Raw genomic sequence first — 20,534 nt, forward strand, 5'->3', positions numbered from 1 at the left:
TTTTTTCGCAAGAGATGCGATGGATGTCTGGTGATTTATAGTCATAAATTTTAGTCCCCACTTGTTTTTAAGTGGGGACTAAATTAAGGCTTATAGGATGAATTCATAAGGTGTGTTCAGCGGACGCTTACAATAAAAAAACCATCCTATACGGATATAGGATGGTTGCGCGGAGAACAGGGTTAAGCCGAAGCTTTTATTTAAACCGCAGCTAACTCGGGAACTGTAGCAGCTTGTTGTTCAGCTTGAATGGCAGTTAAAGCAATGGTAAATACAATATCATCCACCAGTGCACCACGAGATAAGTCATTAACGGGTTTGTTTAGACCTTGCAGCATTGGACCAACACTGACTACATTAGCCGAGCGTTGTACTGCTTTATAAGTGGTATTACCTGTGTTTAAGTCTGGGAAGATAAACACATTAGCACGACCTGCAACATCGGAATTTGGTGCTTTAGAGCGACCTACGCTTTCAACCGAAGCTGCATCATATTGCAATGGGCCATCGATGAGTAAATCTGGACGACGCTCTTTTGCAATACGGGTGGCTTCTGCTACTTTTTCGACATCTGCGCCAGCGCCAGAGGTGCCTGTTGAGTAGGAAATCATGGCAATACGTGGGTCAATACCAAAGGCTTTAGCAGAATCAGCCGATTGAATCGCAATTTCTGCCAGTTGTTCTGCATTTGGATCTGGATTGATTGCACAGTCGCCATACACATAGACTTCATCCGGTAACAGCATAAAGAACACGGATGATACCAATGAATAATCAGGTGCCGTTTTAATCAGTTGGAACGCAGGGCGTACCGTGTTTGCCGTAGTATGTACTGCGCCTGAAACTAAACCATCCACATGATTGAGCGCAAGCATCATAGTGCCTAGCACCACAGTATCTTGTAGTTGCTCATCAGCCTGCAAAGCATCGAGTTTACCTTTGCGTAAGTTGACCATTTGCTCGACATAGTCAGCGCGAATATGATCTGGGTCAATAATTTCTAGACCTGCTGGTAATTCAACACCGCGTGCTTTGGCAACTTCAGCCACGGCTTCAGGTTTTGCGAGTAATACACACTGGGCAATCCCGCGTGCCTGACAAATGGCTGCGGCTTCAATAGTACGAGGTTCATCGCCTTCAGGCAGCACAATACGCTTTTTAGCTGCAATCGACTTTTGTACCAATTCATGACGGAAGGCAGAAGGTGATAAACGCGGCTTTTGCGTATTGCTCACTAACTGGTTAATCCAATCTGGATCTAAATGGCTGCCGACAAAATGCGTTACTTGTTCTGCACGGCTGGTGTCATCTTGTGGAATTTCATTACAGAAACTACGGATCTTTTGCACAGTTTCAAAGGCAGTTAAATCTGTGTGCAAAATAGCTAAGTCTGATTTATGACTTTGACAGAAATTTAAAATCTCTGTGTTGGGCGCGTTTTGCTCAGTTAATACCACACCAGCTAAAGGTGTCCCATTTTGATTGGCCAATTGGGCAGCAAGGAGGGCATCGACACGGTCTGCGGCACTAATGATCAGCTCGCCTGCGACAAATTTTTGTAGCTCATTGGCAATGTTGCCACCAATCAAACTGGTATTAAGGACACGACGTTGTTGATCGCCTTGATTGAGCCAAACCGCTTGAATATGCTGCGCTAAATCTGAAATACGCGGTACGCTCAAGGTATTGCTAAAAGGCACTAATCCAATGATTGGCAGGTTTTTGCTGCCAATATGGCTATGGCTGTTTTGTAAGGCTTGGGCAAAATGTGCAGTTTCTTCAACTAGACGTAAACTTGGATCTAAGGTCACAGGAATATGCGCATCATTTAAGCCTTTAGTGCGCATAAACAGCACACCAGCAGCACGATCTAAAGCAAAGTGGCGTAATTGGCTTTGAACTTGATCGGCACTGTGTTTGGCATTGTTGATGTCGGCTGTGCTCACAATTACCACTTTGGCATCTAAAGCTTGGGCCAGTTGTGCATTGAGTTGGCTGGCAAATGCATCACGTTGGGTTGGTACTAAACCTTCCACAATAATAATGTCGTGTTTCTTGCTAACTTCACGCTGTAAACGCACTGCATCTTCTAATAATTCATCGCTTTGAGCTAAAGCTAAACGTGAAGTCAGTGTTGCATAACTAATCGGCTCAACAGTTTCGCTTTGGCTAATATGACGATAAAGCGCAGTGCTGCTGTCGCTTTGTGCGCTGGCATCTTGTGAAAATGCTTTTAAGAAACCTGCTTTAATACCTTGGCATTCTAAAGCATAAACAAGACCTAAACAGGCTGAGGTTAAACCTACGCCTTCTGCGGTTGGAACCAGTAAAATCGTTTTCATCTTAGTATCTATCAATTATTCAGTCATGGCCAGATCCAGTAGGGCTTAAGCCACTACTGCATCTTGTTCAGTCTTTTTTGTTGTGGTCAACTCAGCAACAACATGCTCAGTTTCTTTGGCAATACGGCCTTCTTCGTCGGTTGGAACCACCCAAATTTGTGGCCCAGTACCCGCATCAATACGACCTTCTGTACCGCGTTTTAAATTGTTGTTGGCTTCTACACTTAAATTAAAGCCAAAGTGTGGTAAGTAGCCTAAAGTTTTTTCACGGATATAAGCTGAGTTTTCACCAATACCACCGGTGAAGAATAAGCCGTCTACGCGTGGTAAGCCACAGCTTAAGCTGGCTAATGATTTTGCTAAACGGTAGCAGAATACTTCAATCGCTAAAGTGGCATCTTCATTGCCTTGCTCAGAAGCTTCAATCAGTGTACGCATGTCATTAGATAGATTAGACAAGCCTAATAAACCTGATTGGCTATTGAGCATTTTGTCGATTTTGTAGATATCCCAACCTAAGTTAGCTTCTAAGAAACGGTGTAAACTTGGATCTACATCACCACTACGTGTACCCATCACCAAGCCTTCAAGTGGGGTTAAGCCCATAGAGGTATCTACAGATTGACCATTCCAAATCGCACAAGTTGAGCTACCATTGCCTAAATGAGCGGTTAACCAACCACCTTGTTTAAAGCTACCAGCAAGTTCTGAACCGCGATCTGATACATAGGCATGGCTTGTGCCGTGGAAGCCATAACGACGCACGTTATGTTCGGTGTATAAGAATTTTGGTACCGCATAGCGATAGGCATGTGCTGGCATAGTTTGGTGGAATGCCGTATCAAATACCGCTACTTGTGGTAAATCTGGGAATAAACGTTTGGTCGCTTCAATACCGACTAAATGCGCAGGATTATGTAATGGCGCAAGTGGTGTCGCTTGACGAATTTTGTCGATGATATCATCAGTAATTAGTTCAGCTTGAGTGAGTGTGCCACCGTGAACAATACGGTGCCCAATCGCATCTGGCTTATGATTGGCAAGACGCGATAAGCCCACTTCTAAAGCTTCTTTGTGGTCAGCATTTGGAATTTTGATGTCAACAGGTTCATTACCTAAAGTCACACCTTTAATACGCGCTTCAGGCGTACCTAAGTTTTCAGCAAGGCCATGAATTCGGAAATTTTGATCTTTAAGTAATAAAGCAAATTTAATTGAAGAAGATCCGCAATTGATGATAAGAACTGAGTTAGGCATGGCGTATTCCTTGACTTGCGATTTTAGTATTAGCTTGTTGTCATCCTAACGACCAAAAATGCTGCTTTCTTGATCGTGTTGATAGTTGTATCACGCTTGTTTTTAGACTCATAGATAGACTTTAGGTGATTAGACTTAAGGCTTATCGACGAGATGCTTAATCATAATTAATATTTATTAGTTAAAAGTTTTCATTTTCTTAGGAAATGAATAACCTGCTCTAAGGTGTATTTTGTCTACAAAGTAGGCAAAATACACCTATTTTTTTTGCTAAAAGCTATTTTTTAGCCGCTTCATTACGTTTAAGTAAAACATAAGCTAAGAGAGTGACCATAAAAAATACCAGCATCATCCATGCTAAGCCTTGTAAGGTTTCTACAATCGTACGATAAATTTCGAGTACCCAACGTTCTTGGGTCAGGCTCACAATAATGGGTTGTTTTTCTCCTGCATCGTGCTGTAAGGGGGTGATATATTTTTCCAAATCGTAAATACGAATACCGGATGAAGTGCCCACCACTAAGCCAGCAAAAAAGGTATATTTGCCCCATGCGCTATAAATTGGATCTTGGATAATGCGCGCTAAAATGGCGTCAATTGAGCTTTTAAACAGGTGCATTACGCTATAGGACAATCCCAGTGCCAATAAAAATGTCACTATGACGAGACTATAAAACATGACGCGTGCCTATTCTTTTATATTTATACCCATAGTTATGCCATAAAAACCGACATCTTGTTGTGTAAGAGAGGTAAAAAAACCCGCAATTGCGGGCTTTTTTTAATGGATTACTGACGAATTTGACCGTCACCAAACACCACCCATTTTTGTGAAGTTAAACCTTCAAGACCCACTGGGCCACGGGCATGGATTTTATCAGTGGAAATCCCAATTTCAGCACCTAAGCCATATTCAAAACCATCAGCAAAACGCGTTGAAGCGTTAATCATCACCGAACTTGAGTCGACACGGGCTAAGAATTGACGCGCAAGGCTAAAGTTTTCGGTGATAATCGAGTCGGTATGATGTGAGCCATATTTGTTAATATGATCAATTGCTTCATCCAAACCTGAAACCACTTTTACCGCTAAAATTGGCCCTAGATATTCTTCGTACCAATCTTCTTCTGTTGCAGCAATAACGCTGTCGCCTAAAATACAACGTGTGATCGGGCAACCGCGGAGTTCAACTTGTTTTTGAGCATACAGCTCTGCCACGCTTGGTAAAAATACCTCTGCTACTTTTTCATCGACCAACAAGGTTTCCATGGCATTACATACGCCATAACGATGGGTTTTGGCATTGAAGGCAATGGGTAGAGCTTTTTGTAAATCAGCTTGTGCTTCCACAAAAACATGGCAGTTACCATCTAAATGTTTAATCACAGGAATACGTGCATCGTTAGTAATGCGTTCAATTAAGCCTTTACCACCACGAGGTACGATGACATCGACATATTCAGTCAGTGTAATCAGTTGACCGACCGCAGCACGGTCAGTGGTATTAATCACTTGAACGGCATGTTCTGGTAAGCCTGCCGCTTTTAAACCATGTTGTACTGCACTGGCAATGGCTTGATTAGATTCGTGGGCTTCTGAACCGCCACGTAAAATAATCGCGTTGCCTGATTTTAATGCTAAAGATGCAGCCTCTAGGGTTACGTTTGGTCGTGACTCATAGATCATGCCCACCACGCCTAAAGGTACGCGCATTTTACCGAGTTGAATCCCTGACGGACGGAAAGCTAAATCGGTAATTTCGCCAATCGGGTCGGTTAAGTTAATCACATCTTTTAAACCCTGCAACATGCCGTCAAAGCGTGCGGGGGTAAGTTCTAAACGATCAAGTAGAGCACTATCTAAGTTATTGTTATGCGCTTTGGTCATATCAATGTGGTTGGCTGCTAAAATTGCGGCTTCATTGTTTTTTAGAGCCGTATAAATTGCAGATAACGCAGCGTTTTTGCTTTGGGTAGACGCACTCGCTAACATGCGTGATGCTTGGCGTGCTTGTTGTCCTACCGTTTGCATATAATGTTCAATAGAATCTTGCATAGCGGTTTGATCAGTTAAAAAATACCCACTGATAGTAGCAGGTCTATCTGACTAGATTGAAGTGTTTCATGAAAAATTATTGTCATCCATTGAGTTATAAAAAAAAGGAATAGCTGGGCTATTCCTCTTAAGATCAAATTGCTGCGTTTTTAAAGGCTGTAATACGCTCACGTACTTCGTGCCATGTGGTGCCTAATTCGAGTTCTGCAGCAATACTAAGCTTTGGAATATCACCACGCATCCGTTCTAAACGTGCTTGGTTAGGCAGAGCTAAGTCCTCAATGCCTTTTAAAGCAATGAGCTGCGCAGCGCGATCATTACACACTAAGCCCATATCACAACCTGCTTTAAGAGCGGCTTGAATACGCGCATCGGCACCACCTGCCACACACGCGGCTTGCATGCTTAAATCATCTGAGAATAGTACCCCGTCAAATTGTAGTTTTTCACGCAAGATACGTTGTAACCAAAATTCTGAGAAACCCGCAGGATGTGCATCGACTTTTGGATAAATCACATGCGCAGGCATTAAAGCATCGAGCTGACTTTGTAATTGGACAAAGCTTTGCATATCGTGTGCTTCAATTTCAGCGAAGCTGCGTTCATCAATCGCGGCAGCAATGTGTGAGTCGGCTTTAACTGAACCATGACCGGGGAAGTGTTTACCGGTCGTTGCCATGCCTGCGCGTTGCATCCCGCTTAAAAATGCTTGAGCCAGCGCAATAATATCTTGTGGGTTCTTGGCAAAGGCACGATCACCAATCACATCACTAATGTCGTTAATGTCTAAGACTGGCGCAAAACTAAAATCAATCCCGACAGCCAATACTTCAGTCGCCATCAGCCAACCACACTCTTCACAAAGGCTTAAAGCACGTTCAGGCTCGGTTTGATACAACTCACCAAAACGACCCATGGCAGGCAGTAAGGTAAAGCCTTGTTTTAGACGTTGTACGCGACCGCCTTCTTGATCGACGGCAATTAAAATATCAGGGCGAATTTGGCGCATATGATCGGTTAATGCTCGGACTTGAGCAGGTGACTCAATATTGCGTCCAAATAAAATCACTCCACCAACTTGTGGATGTTGTAACAGTTCAATATCTTGGGTATCTAAGGTTGTGCCTGCAATATCAAGCATTAAAGCGCCGATCATAGCGATGTCCGTGTTAGAATTTTCAAATAAATAGGGCTGCATTGTGCAATGATTTGCTACAGTTTGTCAGCACAGATTATGATAAAACTACACGATAAACATAGATTGAATCTCGTAGCATATGTTGTATTCGTGCGCAGTCATGCCTGATCCAAACGAAGGAAAACTTTATAAATTATGAAACTTCAAACCATCGCGTGTGCAGTTGCCGTTGCAACTGGTGGATTCTTCTTCACTCATGTGGTGAGTGAAGCGCTTGCAGCCAATGAAACGAATGTCAGCCAAGCGGCTAATCAAATTCAGCCCAATCAAGAACAAGCCTTAGTGACACGTCAATTGGCAACATTGGTCGATCGTCAACATTATTTAAATCAAAGACTTGATGCAGATACCTCAAAACGTATTTTCGATTTTTATATCGATAGCTTAGATGCCGATCATTCGTTATTTTTAAGCCCAGAGATTGCCCAATATAAACAAAAATATGGTGCAAATTTTGGCGCGGCATTAAAAGCCGGTGATTTAACCGGACCTTACCAAATTCATGCCTTGTATCGTGAACGTTTAACTGAGTTCTACCAATTTATGTTGGCAGAACTGAAAAAACCGCAAAATTTAAAACAAAAAGGCGTGTTTATTGATACTGATCGTGAAAAAGCAGCGTTCTTTAAAACCAAAGCCGAGCAACAAGATTATTGGCGTAAGATGTTGGTGTCACAACTGATTAACTTAACCTTAAGCCGTGAAGAAGAACAAGCTAAACAAAAAGCCTTAAAAGAAAATCCAAGTTTAGCCAATGGTCAGGATTTATCTGGCCCTGAAGACTTAAGCCCAGAGCAGACCTTAACCAAACGTTATACCCGTCAGCTAGAACGGGTCAGTCGTTTAAAAAGTGATGATGTGTTAGATAAAACACTCAATGCCATGACCTTAACCTATGACCCACATAGTAACTATTTCCCACCTGTAGATGCCATTGAGCTGAATCGTCAAACCTCATTGCAGCTGGAAGGGATTGGGGTGTCGATTCGTCCAGACCGTAGCAATGAAGACTACACCAAGATTGAAACTATTGTTGAAGGCGGGCCTGCGAGTAAATCAGGTCAGGTCAAATCCGGTGATCGCATTATTGGCGTGGGTCAAGAAGGTGAAAAAATCATTGATGTGATTGGTTGGCCAAGCAAAGAAGTGGTGGGCTTGATTCGTGGTAAGCGGGGCACTAAGGTCAATTTACGTTTATTAGGACCTGGCATGCCATTGAGTCAAGCGCGTGTAGTGACGCTCACGCGTGATGTGATTCAAGAAGAAGATGCGGGCGTACGTAGTCGTACTGTACAAATCAGCCGTGATGGCAAGCAATACACCTTTGGGGTGCTTGAGATTCCATCATTTTATTTAAACTATCGCGCGCGCCGTGCGGGAGATCAATATCGCTCAGTTTCTGAAGATACCAACAATGCTTTAAAGGCACTGGCGGCTCAAAACGTAGCGGGGATTATTATTGATTTACGTAATAACCCAGGCGGTTCACTAGAAGAAGTTGCTCGTATGTTGGGGCAAGTAATTAAGTCAGGGCCTGTCGTACAAATCCGTGATGGCAACGGCAACGTCAGCGTCTTTGAAGATAATGATGGTGGTCGTCAAACCTATGCAGGCCCACTGGCAGTTATGGTGAATTTGGCTTCGGCATCTGCCAGCGAAATTTACTCGGCTGCCATTCAAGATTATGAGCGTGGTATTGTGATTGGTAGTCCCACCACAGGTAAAGGTACGGCACAAGTACAATTGGAGACTCTCGCCTATGGCCAAGCCACACTCACCCAGCGTAAGTTTTACCGTATTACCGGCGGAAGTACCCAAAACAAAGGGGTGATTCCAGACATTAAACTGGTAGATATTTACAACGAAGAGTTTGGTGAGCGCAAAGCTAAAAACGCCTTAGAATGGGATACTATTGCCACTGCACCATTTAAACGTGAAGGCTCAGTGCAACCTTATGTAGCACAGTTGGCGAAAAGCTCGCAAATGCGCGTCAGCCTTGATCCACAGTTTAAATATCTAGAGCAACGTAAAGCTTTGGCTAAAAAAGCTGAAGAGAAAAAACGTGTGGTATTAGATTTAGATCAGCGTCGTGCTGAGCTGTTGGATTTAGAACAAAAAACCTTGGCTGCAGAAAATGCGCGCCGTAGCGTAACAGGGCAAAAACCGTATGCCAATTGGGAAAGTTATCAAGCTTCTATTGATGCTTTAGCTGAAGCACGCGCCAAAATGAAAGCGGCACAGCGACCTGCTTTACCTGAAGAAGAAGTGTTTGTAATTGAGTCGGCCAACGTCTTATTAGATTATGCCCAGCTACAGAAAAAAGCCGCGCTATAATCTGAATGCCTGATTTGATTATATAAAAAGTCGAGCTTGCTCGGCTTTTTTATTTTGGCAGCTCTTTTACAGCAATTGATTTATTTTGTTAAAAAAATAGCAACTTTATAAGCTGGCTAAACGCTTGCTACTTGACCTAAATGCGTAAGTGTTAGATTCTTTACACACTTATTTGTCTAACAAAAAACTTGTAGCAGAGTATCTGCATTTGGGGGAGTTTTTTGTGCAGTTTTTTTCACTGCAGCCTAGACAGATAAAGCCTATGGAAATACATGATGGTACATATCCATTACAATCTCAGCCTAGTAACAGGTTCAGCGATTGTGGCTTTAGCAGTTTGTTATTTTGCCATTTCGATTGAACAGTTACTTTTTAAAGGCTTACGTAAAGAGCTAGAAAAAATCGTTTTGCTGGTCAGCGGAGCAACTTTAGGTGCTGCAATTTGGTGTATGCATTTTATGGGTATGCTCGCCTGTCATTTTCCTGCGCCTTATCATCTTGATTATACCTTAACCACCTTATCTTATTTTATTGCCTTTGCCGCATCGACATTTGCGATTTGGCTCAACACGCGGCCACAGTTGTCGTGGGTGCGGTTAGTATTAGGCTCATTTGTCATGGGGTTAGCGATTACAGGCATGCACTATGTAGGTATGATGGGCTTGCTAGTCGAAGGGCATAAAGCCTATTACAATTTGCTGCTGGTATTGTTGTCAATCTTGATCGCCATTAGTGGTACAGGATTTACCTTTTGGCTGTCGTTTAAATATAAAAAAGTAGCTCAGCATAAAAAAATATTTCGTTTTACGCTGGCTTTACTGTTGGCGCTTTCTATTATTGGTATGCACTATGCAGGGATGGCCGCGGTCCAGTGGTATCCTGTCGAACATCATATCTTTAAAAGTTTGCTGGCCTCTGAGCAGGGCATCTTGCTATTTAGCGTTATTTTTATCACCAGCTTGATTTTATTTGCAGCTTTTGCGGTGGCGATTATGGATCAACGCCTAGAAGAGCGCAGCTTGCAATTATTTAAACTGAATCAACAGTTGGCTAATCAAGCTTTACTCGATAGCTTAACTCAGTTGCCAAACCGCTCATTTTTAAATGAATATGCCAAAACCTTATTTAGCTATCACCAGTATCATCATAAACTGGCTTTTTTATACATTGATTTAGATCAATTTAAAACCGTCAATGATGGCTTTGGGCATCATGTGGGCGATCAATTGTTAGTGCAAATGACCACGCGTATTCATCGCAAATTATCTGAAAATGAAAAATTGCTGAGGATTGGTGGTGATGAATTTTTGCTGATTATTGAACGTGCCAATATGGAGCATACCATTGAATTAGCTGAACAAATCTTAATGATCCTTCAAGAGCGCTTTTTAATCGCGTGGAAAGAAATTAATGTTTCAGCCAGTATTGGTATTGCCATGTATCCAGAACATGGGCAAAACTTGCAAGACCTGCTGATGAATGCAGATGCAGCCATGCTGACCTCCAAATTCCAAGGTCGTAATACCTACTCGGTTTATAACTATAGTCTTGATCAACAAGATGTAAAAAGCCAAAGTAAGCTGATTAATGATTTGTATAAAGCAGTCGAGGAGCAACAATTCGTACTGTTTTATCAACCTAAATTTACCTGTGCAGAGCAGCGTATTTGTGGGGTTGAAGCTTTAATTCGTTGGCAACACCCAAGCTTAGGTTTGCTTGGCCCAAATATGTTTATTAAAGGGGCTGAACAAACGGGTTTAATTATTCAAATGGGCTATTGGGTGATTGAAGAAGCCTTAAAACAAATCCAAAGTTGGGAAAAAATGGGGCGAGATTGCTTTCCGATTGCGGTGAATTTATCTGCAGTGCAGTTTGAGCATAAACATCTGTTTCGTACCTTGGAGCAATTATTCTATAAATATCCAGTCAATCCGCAGCATTTAATGCTTGAGGTAACTGAGTCGACTGCCATGCATCATATTGAAAGTAGTATCCAAAGCTTTAAGCGCCTACGTGCTATGGGGATTCAATTGTCGATTGATGACTTTGGTACTGGACATTCGAGCTTCTTATATCTTAAAAATCTACCTGTGAATGAACTCAAAATTGATCGTGGTTTTATTCTCGATTTAACCGAAAACTCCAAAGATGAAATGATTGTCGAAAGTATCATTCAACTGGCGCGTAAATTGGGTTTATTGGTGACAGTGGAAGGTGTTGAGCATCAGCAGCAAGCGGATATTTTAAGTCGTTTAGGTTGTCAGCAACTACAAGGGTATTTATTGGCGCACCCCATGCCAGTTGACCAATTAGAAAGCAGATTTTTGCTCGATCTTAGCTCATAAAAACAGAAACTGCCTAAAAAAAGCGCAGCCCTGCCAAGATTGTAATCGCTTAGATGCGCGATTTAGGTTCAGTGTGCTTGAGCAGTCATGATCTATCTAGCAGCGGGTTAAGCTGAGTTACCGCGATGGTTTGATTTAACCATATGGCGATTTTTTTATAATAAATATTTATTTTTCAAAATCTTAATTTAAAAATGATTTTAAATTTTGAGTTTGCTTTGTCACTTTGGCATAAAAATTGAATTGACCCATCTAGAGAAAAACCAATATCTAATGATGGGGATGGGTCATGTGGCATAAACAAGTAGCAGCAAAATCATTCATGGCAACAGCAATCGCTGGAGCAATGTTGATGACAGGTTGTTCTAAATCTGAAAATAATTCAACGCCGCCTGCTGACAGCAAAGTACCAGTCAGTGCAACAAGTGATGAGACGATTAAAGTCGGTATTTTGCATTCGCTGTCTGGCACGATGGCGATTTCAGAAACTTCACTCAAAGATACTGCATTAATGACCATTAATGAAATTAATGCCAATGGTGGGGTCTTAGGTAAAAAACTAGAACCTGTGATTGTAGACCCTGCTTCAGATTGGCCATTGTTTGCTGAACGCGCCCGTCAGTTGGTGACTCAAGATAAAGTGGCGGTGATTTTTGGCGCATGGACATCCGTATCGCGTAAATCTGTTTTACCTGTGCTAGAAGAGCTCAATGCTTTAATGTTCTATCCTGTGCAATATGAAGGACAAGAACAATCTAAAAATATTTTCTACACTGGCGCAGCACCTAATCAGCAAGCTATTCCTGCTGTGGAATATTTAATGAGTGATGAAGGTGGCAAAGCAGAGCGTTTTGTCTTGTTAGGCACAGATTATGTTTATCCACGTACCACCAATAAAATTTTACGTGCCTTCTTAACCTCTAAGGGCGTGGCTGATGCCGACATTATGGAAGAATACACCCCATTTGGGCATAGCAATTACCAAACTATTGTAGGCAATATTAAAAAATTCTCGGCAGCTAAAAAGACTGCGGTGATTTCCACCATTAATGGCGATTCTAACGTGCCATTTTACCGTGAGTTAGGGAATCAAGGCATTAAAGCGTCTGATCTTCCTGTGATGGCATTTTCGGTTGGCGAAGAAGAACTACGAGGGATTGATAGCAAACCATTGGTGGGGCATTTAGCGGCATGGAACTATTTTATGTCGGTCAAGAATCCTGCTAATACAGAATTTGTAAATAAATACAAACAATTTGCAGTGCAATATAAGCTGCCCAATGCCAATAAGGTTGTGACTAACGACCCAATGGAAGCCACTTATGTGGGTATTCATATGTGGAAGCAAGCAGTTGAAAAAGCAGGTTCAACACAGGTCGATCAAGTCCGTGACGCTATGAAGGGGCAAACTTTTGCAGCACCATCGGGTTATACCCTAAAAATGGATCAAGACAATCATCACCTGCATAAACCAGTGATGATTGGTGAAATTCGTGCCGATGGTCAATTTGATATTGTCTACAAAACGCCAAATACCATCGCTGCCGAGCCATGGAGTCCGTACATCCCAAAATAAGTTCAACCTCAGCTCATCGCCATGCCATGAGCTTTTTATACAGCATTTTTTAGAGGGGATTTGGGATGTTTAAACAGTATTTTTTCGCCTTTTTTTTAGCATTGAGTGGTGTTTTGAGTAGCCCAGTTTGGGCTGAAAAGAACAGCATACAAGCACAGGCGGCAGCTGACCCAATACAACAATTTGTACAGGCAGATTTTAATCAACGCCGTGCTTTACTTAATCAATGGCCAGGCAGTGTAGAACAGTTGGATCAACTGGTGAATTTTATTGAAAAAGATCAGTTATATAGCGATAGCCAAGGGCAAACTTATATTTTAGAGCATGAAGAAACGCTAAAAAATTATCCAAGTCAAAGCGTTGTTGCAACATGGCCAAGTGATTTAAGCCAAGTCACTTTAGTCAATACTTTACGTAAAGCCCTGAGCTTTGCGCAGGCACAAGTGAAATTAAAATCTACAGATGCCAAACAGCGTCTTGCTGCGATTGATATTTTAGAAAACAACTTAAATGAATTAGATGTTGCACAGATTAATGCCCTGTATTTACAAGAAAAAAATAATAAAGTCAAAGATCGTTTGGCGCAGCTGAAAGCCCGTTTGGATTTTAACCAAACTGATGTTTTGGCCAAGATTCAAGCCGTGAATGTATTAGCCGAATCGAGTCGTCCTGATGTATTGGCATTGATGGAGCAAGAATTACAACAAAGCCACTTACATCCAGAATTAGCAGCAGCCTTGAGTGCGGCACAAAGCAGTATTAAAACCCGTATTCAAGCTAGTGAATGGACAGGGCATATTTTCTCAGGTTTCAGTACCGCCAGTATTTTGCTGCTTGCCGCGTTAGGCTTGGCAATTACCTATGGTTTGCTTGGCGTGATTAATATGGCACATGGCGAGCTGATCATGATTGGTGCCTATACCACCTATGTAGTGCAAAGCCTGTTTAAAAGTTATTTGGGCAGTTATGTGGATTGGTATCTATTGGCTGCAATTCCAGCTGCATTTTTGGTGAGCTGTTTAATTGGCATGCTGATTGAACGTACCGTGATTCGACCTTTATATGGACGTCAATTAGAAACCTTATTGGCCACTTTTGGCGTGAGTTTAATTCTGATGCAATTGGTGCGCATGACTTTTGGCGCACAAAACGTCGAGGTATCCAATATTGCATGGCTGTCAGGCGGGATTGCACTGACCCCAAGTCTGATGCTGCCGTATAACCGGATTGCCATTATTGTATTTACTGTGGCGGTACTTTTATTGCTGGTTTATCTACTCCATAAAACCCGTTTTGGTCTATTTGTACGTGCTGTCACGCAAAACCGCCAAATGGCGCGCGCCGTGGGCATTCGTTCGAGCCGCATTGACATGATGGCCTTTGGTTTAGGCTCAGGCTTAGCCGGTCTTGCCGGCTGTGCCTTAGCGCAAGTCGGTAATGTCGGTCCGGATTTAGGTCAAAACTATATTATTGATGCCTTCCTTGTGGTGGTGGTTGGTGGTGTAGGACAAGTCTTAGGCGCGGTCTTGGCAGCATTGGGCTTAGGCATTAGTGGCACAGTTTTGGAAATTGGTATGGGCGCAGTGCTCGCTAAAATCTTATTACTGGTGTTGGTGATTTTATTTATTCAAAAACGTCCGCAAGGCTTGTTTGCGATTAAAGGTCGATTTGTGGAGTAACAAGCATGAAAACAGAAACTTTAACTCCACAACCACCATCTTTAGATTTAAACAGTCGACCACGCGGTATTTATGGTTTGCTCGGTAATCAACCAATCAGCGCTGCGGCAATTGCCGTGTGTTTTACCGTGTTGTTATTAATGCCGTGGCTACATTTATTACCGAGCGATTCAAGCTTTTACCTATCCGCCTATTGGGTCACTTTAATTGGCAAGATTATGTGCTTGGCATTGGTAGCCTTAGCCCTAGATTTAGTTTGGGGTTATGCCGGCATTTTAAGTTTAGGGCATGGCTTGTATTTTGCCTTAGGTGGTTATGCCTTTGGTATGTATTTAATGCGTGAATCGGCAGGCAATGATCTACCTGATTTTATGCGCTTTTTAAGTTGGAATGAGCTGCCATGGTATTGGGTTGGCACAGAATATATCGCTTGGGCTTTGTTGCTGGTGGTATTAGTACCAGGCTTAGTGGCCTTTATTTTTGGTTATTTTGCCTTTCGTTCCAAAATTAAAGGGGTGTACTTTTCTATTATTACCCAAGCCATGACCTTTGCAGCAGCATTACTGTTCTTTAGAAACGAAACTGGTTTTGGGGGCAATAATGGCTTTACAGGTTTTAGCACGATTTTAGGCATGGATATTAGCTCGGCTCCGATGCGCGCAAGCTTGTGCTTTTTAACAGCATTGTTGTTATTGCTGTGTTTTATTGGCTTACGGCATCTCATGAATCAACCCTATGGACGGGTGCTGGGTGCTATTCGTGACAGTGAAAACCGCCTGCAATATTTAGGCTACCGCACGCTTTGGTACAAATTATCTGCTTGGGTACTCTCGGCAGTGATTGCAGGCATAGCAGGCGCGTTATACGTGCCGCAAGCTGGCATTATTAACCCAAGTGAAATGAATCCAGTCAATTCTATTGAAATGGCAGTTTGGGTGGCAGCGGGTGGGCGCGGCACTTTAATTGGGCCAATTTTAGGTGCTGGTTTAATCAATGGCGTTAAGACCTATTTTACCGTGGCAGCACCAGAATTTTGGCTGCTGATTTTAGGTGCACTATTTATTGTGGTAACGCTATTTTTACCTAAAGGCGTGATTGGTTTATTGGATCGTTTTAAAAAGAATAAGGAAGATGTCTAATGTTGGCACAAGAACAACAACATGGTGGTCATGCAGCAGAAGGCTATGGTCGTCCTAAACCCCAAGGTGCGGACTTTAGTCATGGCGTAGCTTTATATTTAGAAAAAGTCAGTGTTTGGTTTGATTCCTTTCGGGCACTGAATGATTTGTCGCTTTATATTAATGAAGGCGAATTGCGCTGCATTATTGGCCCCAATGGCGCAGGTAAAACCACGCTGATGGATGTAATCACGGGTAAAACCCGTCCTACAGAAGGATCGGCATTTTTTGGGCAAAACTACGATTTAGCGAAAATGAGTACTGAGCAAATTGCTGAAGCGGGAGTTGGGCGAAAATTCCAAAAACCGACAGTATTTGAAAATTTTAGCGTAATGGAAAATTTACTTCTTGCTGCACCCAAAGATAAACGGGTGAAAAAAAGCTTGTTTAGCCGCTTAAGTAGTGAGGCACAAGCTGCTTTAGATGCTTCTCTCCAGCAAATTCGGCTACAAGAATTTGTCAATAAACCCGCAGGCTTACTGTCACATGGGCAAAAACAGTGGTTAGAAATTGGCATGTTGCTGATGCAGCAACCCCAACTCATTTTATTAGATGAGCCTGTAGCTGGAATGACCGATGCCGAAACCGAACGCACCGCAGAACTGTGTTTAGAGCTGAAAAAAAATCATACCTTAATTGTGGTGGAACATGACATGAGCTTTATTGACACCATTAGTGAAAAAGTCACCGTGTTAGCTCAAGGGGCAATTTTAGCCGAAGGTACTTTGGCAGAAGTGCAAGCCAATGAAGATGTCATTGAAAAATATTTAGGACGTTAAGGAGACAGTCATGTTAGAAGTCAAAGACGTCAATCAGTTTTATGGGGGGAGTCATATTTTACGTGATGTGTCATTGACTGCACCCATTGGTGAGTGTTCGGTAGTGCTTGGGCGCAATGGGGTAGGCAAAACCACCTTGCTTAAATGTTTAATGGGAATTTTACCGATTAAATCAGGGCAAATTTTGCTAGATGGACAAGATATTTCTAAACTCAGTCCTGAACAAAGAGTGCGTGCAGGCTTGGCTTATGTACCGCAAGGACGGGATATTTTTTCGACGCTCACAGTAGAAGAAAATATTTTAATTGGCATGGCCAAATTTAACAGTAAAAAAGCCAAGCAGGTGCCAAGTCATTTATACGAAATTTTTCCAATATTAGAAGAAATGAAATATCGCCGTGGTGGGGACTTGTCGGGTGGTCAGCAACAACAGCTGGCAATTGCGCGTGCTTTAGCCTCTGAACCCAAAGTTTTAATTTTAGATGAGCCGACAGAGGGGATTCAGCCGTCGATTATTAAAGATATTGGGCGTGTTATTGAATGTTTAACACAGAGTAGCAAAATGTCGATTATTTTAGTTGAACAATTTTACGATTTTGCGGAACAGTTGGCAGATAATTATACGGTTATGGAAAGAGGTCAAGTTGTTGATCAAGGTCAAGGGCGAGAAATGCCAAATAAAGGGATTCGTGATTTGGTGGCTATTTAGAATAATAAAAATACATATGATCGGTTTAAGCTGAAAAAACATACCAAATTGATGCTAATCTGAGCAGATTAGTTGGTTTTTTTATCTGTCGCCTTGTACCATTTATCGGGTGGAAGGCGATTTTTTATTTTATGTGGATAGCGATAATTAAAAAATGTGTGATGAGGTATACATTATTTAAAAAAATAGTGTAAATTTCAACTATTTTATTTGTGCTAATCTCTCGCCTTAAAGCATCAACCTCATTTATGAATTTAAGGTCGGCACATTTGAAGCAAGCTCTCTGCTCAGCACATAAAATCCGTGGATTTACCCTGATTGAGTTAATGGTAACATTAACTGTATTGGCAATTATTACCATGATTGCGACCCCGTCTTTGGCCAGTGCTTTAGAAAATCAAAAACTCAAACAGGCAGCGCTGGAGCTGAAAATTGCTTTGCAGCAAGCGCGTAGTCAAGCATTATTAACCAGTAGCGAACATGCACTGTGTCTTGATGTGGCGGGAATGACGCAGGCCAGTTGTGCCCAAGCCTTACAGCATGTACAAAATTTAAATAGCCTACAGCAAAACAATAAGACCACGTTGCTGGCGCTAGATTCTAAAGTTTCACTTAAAAATGCGAGTGCGACAGTTTTTGTCTTTAGTCCGCAAGGCTATACCATTGAGCAGAGCATAACCTTATGTGCGGGTGCACGTTCTTATACGATTCAGGTATATATGCCAGGTCATGTGGAGATGTTACAAGGGAATGCTTGTTCATGAGTTTAAGGCAACAACGTGGTGTGGGTTTAATCGAAGTGTTGGTGGCAATGCTGATTTTATCAGTGGCTATTTTAGGCTTTGTAGCATTACAAGTGCGTGCGACAGTGGCAACTGAAGAAGCGTTAAAACGTTCAGATGCATTGATTTTGCTCAATGGCTTAGCAGAAAAAATTCGTCTCAATAGTCAAGCTGACTATCGTGTTGCTATACCTAAAACCCAACCTCATTGTGCCACAACACATAACTGTCAACCGCATGAACAAGCCTTATTAGATTTATATCAGCAACAGCAACTCGCCAATAGTAAATTGATTCAATTGGGAGTGAGTGATTGTCCGAATACTTCCGTGCAGCAAAGCCGTTTATGCTTAATTGCTGCATGGAATGAAACCCAGCCGATTGTGGCAGCACGCCATGTAAGCCAGCGTTGTCTTAATGACAACGGCACTCAGCAAGACAGCATTGCGGCTGACGCAGGTAAATATGCAGATAATCCTGATTGTCTGGTGTTGGAGGCTTACTAATGCCAAAGCTGCAACAAGGTTTTACTTTAATCGAATTAATGGTGTCCATTGCCATTGGTTTGGTACTGGTTGCTGTAGCCGTCCAATTGTTTATCAGTGGTCAAGTCAATTATAAAATCCAACAAGCAGCATCTACAGTACAAGATAGTGGTGTCTTTGGTCTGACCGCTGTCACCAAAAACATTCGTCTGGCCAATCATGGTAATGCCGGTACCATGCATGATCAAAGCTTATATGGCGGCATCGTGCTATCGGGGCAATATGTTGATGCAGAGCAGAGTTTAGCGGGTAATTTACATGGTTTAAAACTGGCAAATCAGCCGATTGCTGGCAAAGATTATGTCTCCGCGGCCGCAGTCAATCCAAGTGCATTTTCCAGTTTAAACAGCGATCAATTGGTGATTATGTATCAAGCACCTGTAGATATGCGTACCTGTACGGGGCGTCAAGTGCGTGGTCCAAATCGTGGCTTAAGCACGATGCAAAAAGGCTGGTATGTGATTGAAAAGTATTATGTGAAAAAAAATGCGGATCAATCGGCCGATCTGTATTGCTCGGATAGTTTCTTTATTGCCAAAGGGGAAGCTGCACCGCAAAGCCTTGTTCAGGATGATGAAAACACCTTAACCATTGAGCAAAGCGAAACCTTAATGGGTGACTACGGTAAAAGTACAGGGCATTTGATTGCCCATAATGTTGAGTATATGCGTGTACAACTCTTACTGCGACAGCCAGATCAAAGTACCAGTACCTTAGATATAGCCGCTTATCAAGCATTGACTATGACAGATGCAACCCAAACGCGACCTGCCATTATTGGTATCAATTTAGCGTGGCTCGTACGTTCCAATGAAAAAGTGGCCAATACACGACAAAACACCTATCAAGTGTTAGACCGGAGCATTCGCGTGCCGGATGATCAATTTATGCGTCAAACCTACAGCACTACCATTGCCTTAAGAAATGGTGGTTTAGGGGATGTGAGCCAATGAAACAGCAACGTGGAGCGACCTTAATCGTCGTACTGATTTTATTGTTACTCATCAGCATTGTGGGGCTATATGCTATTCGGCACAGTATTTTTAATTTAAAACTTGCGACCAATGCCCAAGTACAAACGCTGCTGATGCAAACTTCAGATGTGGCTTTAGATCATTTAGAAAAAAATTTTAAAGCTCATGAAGCGCGTCATTTGGCCAGTACGCCAATAGGGCAAGTGTTGTTGGCGGGTAATCAAGGTAAAGAATTACAGTTTTGTTTTAAACCAACGCAGATTGGCGAACGTGCCGGCAAAGGTTTATTTTTTGATTTAGCTGAGTTTCGTATTGTCGAGCGCTTAAATATTAGTGAAAAAACGGGTGTCAGTGCAGCACTGTCTGGGGATGTAAAGGCAGTTTGTGACCCAAAAACTATGTTTTCCATTAGTCGTAAAGCAGTGGTCACACAAGTGGCAGTGGTCAGTCCTGATGACCCGACGGTAGAGATGGGGCGTTTTGATTTAGCAGCCAAAAATAGCGATCTCAAAGAAGCCAATATCGAAACCAAACGTGTGCGTGTGATTGTCACCTCATTTGCCCCCGCTTTAGCCACAGGCGCAGATGTCGATGACATCAAGACTTGCTTACAAGAGCGCATGATGGATGACACTTTACTCAATAACCGTGCCGATCCTGCGTTAAATCCATCACAGGTGAAAGTTGAAACCTTACACGAATGTTTAAATCAATTGGGCGTGCCACTGAATACACAGTTGGCTGAATATGTTGTGCGTTTGTCAGAAAGCAAACATTAACT

At 42.3% G+C, this 20,534-nt stretch carries 16 protein-coding genes; 11 read left to right on the forward strand and 5 right to left on the reverse strand.

Annotated elements, in window-relative coordinates:
* Positions 1-200: 200 nt before the first annotated feature.
* The 5 genes from pta to nagZ all read right to left on the reverse strand — a co-directional run bounded on the left by pta (position 201) and on the right by nagZ (position 6,810).
* The gene (gene pta / locus CYK47_RS04785) at positions 201-2,342 is read right to left on the reverse strand and encodes a phosphate acetyltransferase (protein WP_122899430.1); all 2,142 of its coding nucleotides are present in this window, start codon (positions 2,340-2,342) and stop codon (positions 201-203) included.
* 45 nt (positions 2,343-2,387) lie between these two features.
* Entirely contained in the window at positions 2,388-3,599 is a 1,212-nt protein-coding gene (locus CYK47_RS04790; protein WP_122899432.1) for an acetate/propionate family kinase, read from the reverse strand.
* Positions 3,600-3,876: 277 nt separating this feature from the next.
* The gene (locus CYK47_RS04795; protein WP_122899434.1) at positions 3,877-4,278 is read right to left on the reverse strand and encodes a hypothetical protein; all 402 of its coding nucleotides are present in this window, start codon (positions 4,276-4,278) and stop codon (positions 3,877-3,879) included.
* Positions 4,279-4,388: 110 nt separating this feature from the next.
* Positions 4,389-5,654, reverse strand: coding sequence for a glutamate-5-semialdehyde dehydrogenase (locus CYK47_RS04800; protein WP_122899436.1), 1,266 nt, complete (start codon positions 5,652-5,654; stop codon positions 4,389-4,391).
* A gap of 133 nt (positions 5,655-5,787) precedes the next feature.
* Positions 5,788-6,810, reverse strand: coding sequence for a beta-N-acetylhexosaminidase (nagZ, locus tag CYK47_RS04805; protein WP_122899599.1), 1,023 nt, complete (start codon positions 6,808-6,810; stop codon positions 5,788-5,790).
* Between the two features lie 177 nt (positions 6,811-6,987).
* Between nagZ and CYK47_RS04810 the strand changes: the two genes are divergently transcribed.
* From CYK47_RS04810 to CYK47_RS04860, 11 genes are all read left to right on the forward strand, one after another.
* Entirely contained in the window at positions 6,988-9,186 is a 2,199-nt protein-coding gene (locus CYK47_RS04810) for a carboxy terminal-processing peptidase (protein WP_122899438.1), read from the forward strand.
* A 275-nt stretch (positions 9,187-9,461) separates the two neighbouring features.
* Positions 9,462-11,531, forward strand: coding sequence for a bifunctional diguanylate cyclase/phosphodiesterase (locus tag CYK47_RS04815; protein WP_122899440.1), 2,070 nt, complete (start codon positions 9,462-9,464; stop codon positions 11,529-11,531).
* A 322-nt stretch (positions 11,532-11,853) separates the two neighbouring features.
* Positions 11,854-13,107, forward strand: a complete 1,254-nt coding sequence (gene urtA, locus CYK47_RS04820; RefSeq protein ID WP_502697048.1) for an urea ABC transporter substrate-binding protein — start codon at positions 11,854-11,856, stop codon at positions 13,105-13,107.
* A 65-nt stretch (positions 13,108-13,172) separates the two neighbouring features.
* Positions 13,173-14,786, forward strand: a complete 1,614-nt coding sequence (gene urtB / locus CYK47_RS04825) for an urea ABC transporter permease subunit UrtB (protein WP_122899444.1) — start codon at positions 13,173-13,175, stop codon at positions 14,784-14,786.
* 5 nt (positions 14,787-14,791) lie between these two features.
* Positions 14,792-15,925: an urea ABC transporter permease subunit UrtC gene (gene urtC / locus CYK47_RS04830; RefSeq protein ID WP_252150246.1), complete on the forward strand. Its 1,134-nt coding sequence runs from the start codon at positions 14,792-14,794 to the stop codon at positions 15,923-15,925.
* On the forward strand, positions 15,925-16,743 hold the full coding sequence (gene urtD, locus CYK47_RS04835; protein ID WP_122899446.1) for an urea ABC transporter ATP-binding protein UrtD: 819 nt from the start codon (positions 15,925-15,927) through the stop codon (positions 16,741-16,743). Before urtC ends, urtD begins: the two co-directional genes overlap by 1 nt.
* Positions 16,744-16,753: 10 nt before the next feature.
* Complete coding sequence (urtE, locus tag CYK47_RS04840) at positions 16,754-17,452, forward strand: urea ABC transporter ATP-binding subunit UrtE (protein WP_122899448.1); 699 nt, start codon at positions 16,754-16,756, stop codon at positions 17,450-17,452.
* A gap of 269 nt (positions 17,453-17,721) precedes the next feature.
* A complete protein-coding gene (locus CYK47_RS04845) occupies positions 17,722-18,216 on the forward strand; it encodes a GspH/FimT family pseudopilin (RefSeq protein WP_164709149.1) in 495 nt (164 codons plus the stop codon).
* Positions 18,213-18,740 (forward strand): type IV pilus modification protein PilV, encoded by a 528-nt coding sequence (pilV, locus tag CYK47_RS04850; protein WP_122899452.1) that lies wholly within the window; start codon positions 18,213-18,215, stop codon positions 18,738-18,740. Before CYK47_RS04845 ends, pilV begins: the two co-directional genes overlap by 4 nt.
* Positions 18,740-19,732, forward strand: a complete 993-nt coding sequence (locus CYK47_RS04855; protein ID WP_122899454.1) for a PilW family protein — start codon at positions 18,740-18,742, stop codon at positions 19,730-19,732. The genes pilV and CYK47_RS04855 overlap by 1 nt, the downstream gene beginning before the upstream one ends.
* A complete protein-coding gene (locus CYK47_RS04860; protein ID WP_122899456.1) occupies positions 19,729-20,532 on the forward strand; it encodes a PilX N-terminal domain-containing pilus assembly protein in 804 nt (267 codons plus the stop codon). Before CYK47_RS04855 ends, CYK47_RS04860 begins: the two co-directional genes overlap by 4 nt.
* The last annotated feature ends 2 nt before the right edge of the window (positions 20,533-20,534 follow it).

This window comes from Acinetobacter sp. B51(2017) (assembly GCF_003711395.1).
Lineage (GTDB): Bacteria > Pseudomonadota > Gammaproteobacteria > Pseudomonadales > Moraxellaceae > Acinetobacter.

What these genes read in the sequence shown, in the direction of transcription:
- pta (WP_122899430.1), bottom strand. Translation starts at nt 2,342, where the DNA reads ATGAAAACGATTTTACTGGTTCCAACCGCAGAAGGCGTAGGTTTAACC.
- CYK47_RS04790 (WP_122899432.1), bottom strand. Translation starts at nt 3,599, where the DNA reads ATGCCTAACTCAGTTCTTATCATCAATTGCGGATCTTCTTCAATTAAA.
- CYK47_RS04795 (WP_122899434.1), bottom strand. Translation starts at nt 4,278, where the DNA reads ATGTTTTATAGTCTCGTCATAGTGACATTTTTATTGGCACTGGGATTG.
- CYK47_RS04800 (WP_122899436.1), bottom strand. Translation starts at nt 5,654, where the DNA reads ATGCAAGATTCTATTGAACATTATATGCAAACGGTAGGACAACAAGCA.
- nagZ (WP_122899599.1), bottom strand. Translation starts at nt 6,810, where the DNA reads ATGATCGGCGCTTTAATGCTTGATATTGCAGGCACAACCTTAGATACC.
- CYK47_RS04810 (WP_122899438.1), top strand. Translation starts at nt 6,988, where the DNA reads ATGAAACTTCAAACCATCGCGTGTGCAGTTGCCGTTGCAACTGGTGGA.
- CYK47_RS04815 (WP_122899440.1), top strand. Translation starts at nt 9,462, where the DNA reads ATGGTACATATCCATTACAATCTCAGCCTAGTAACAGGTTCAGCGATT.
- urtA (WP_502697048.1), top strand. Translation starts at nt 11,854, where the DNA reads ATGGCAACAGCAATCGCTGGAGCAATGTTGATGACAGGTTGTTCTAAA.
- urtB (WP_122899444.1), top strand. Translation starts at nt 13,173, where the DNA reads ATGTTTAAACAGTATTTTTTCGCCTTTTTTTTAGCATTGAGTGGTGTT.
- urtC (WP_252150246.1), top strand. Translation starts at nt 14,792, where the DNA reads ATGAAAACAGAAACTTTAACTCCACAACCACCATCTTTAGATTTAAAC.
- urtD (WP_122899446.1), top strand. Translation starts at nt 15,925, where the DNA reads ATGTTGGCACAAGAACAACAACATGGTGGTCATGCAGCAGAAGGCTAT.
- urtE (WP_122899448.1), top strand. Translation starts at nt 16,754, where the DNA reads ATGTTAGAAGTCAAAGACGTCAATCAGTTTTATGGGGGGAGTCATATT.
- pilV (WP_122899452.1), top strand. Translation starts at nt 18,213, where the DNA reads ATGAGTTTAAGGCAACAACGTGGTGTGGGTTTAATCGAAGTGTTGGTG.
- CYK47_RS04855 (WP_122899454.1), top strand. Translation starts at nt 18,740, where the DNA reads ATGCCAAAGCTGCAACAAGGTTTTACTTTAATCGAATTAATGGTGTCC.
- CYK47_RS04860 (WP_122899456.1), top strand. Translation starts at nt 19,729, where the DNA reads ATGAAACAGCAACGTGGAGCGACCTTAATCGTCGTACTGATTTTATTG.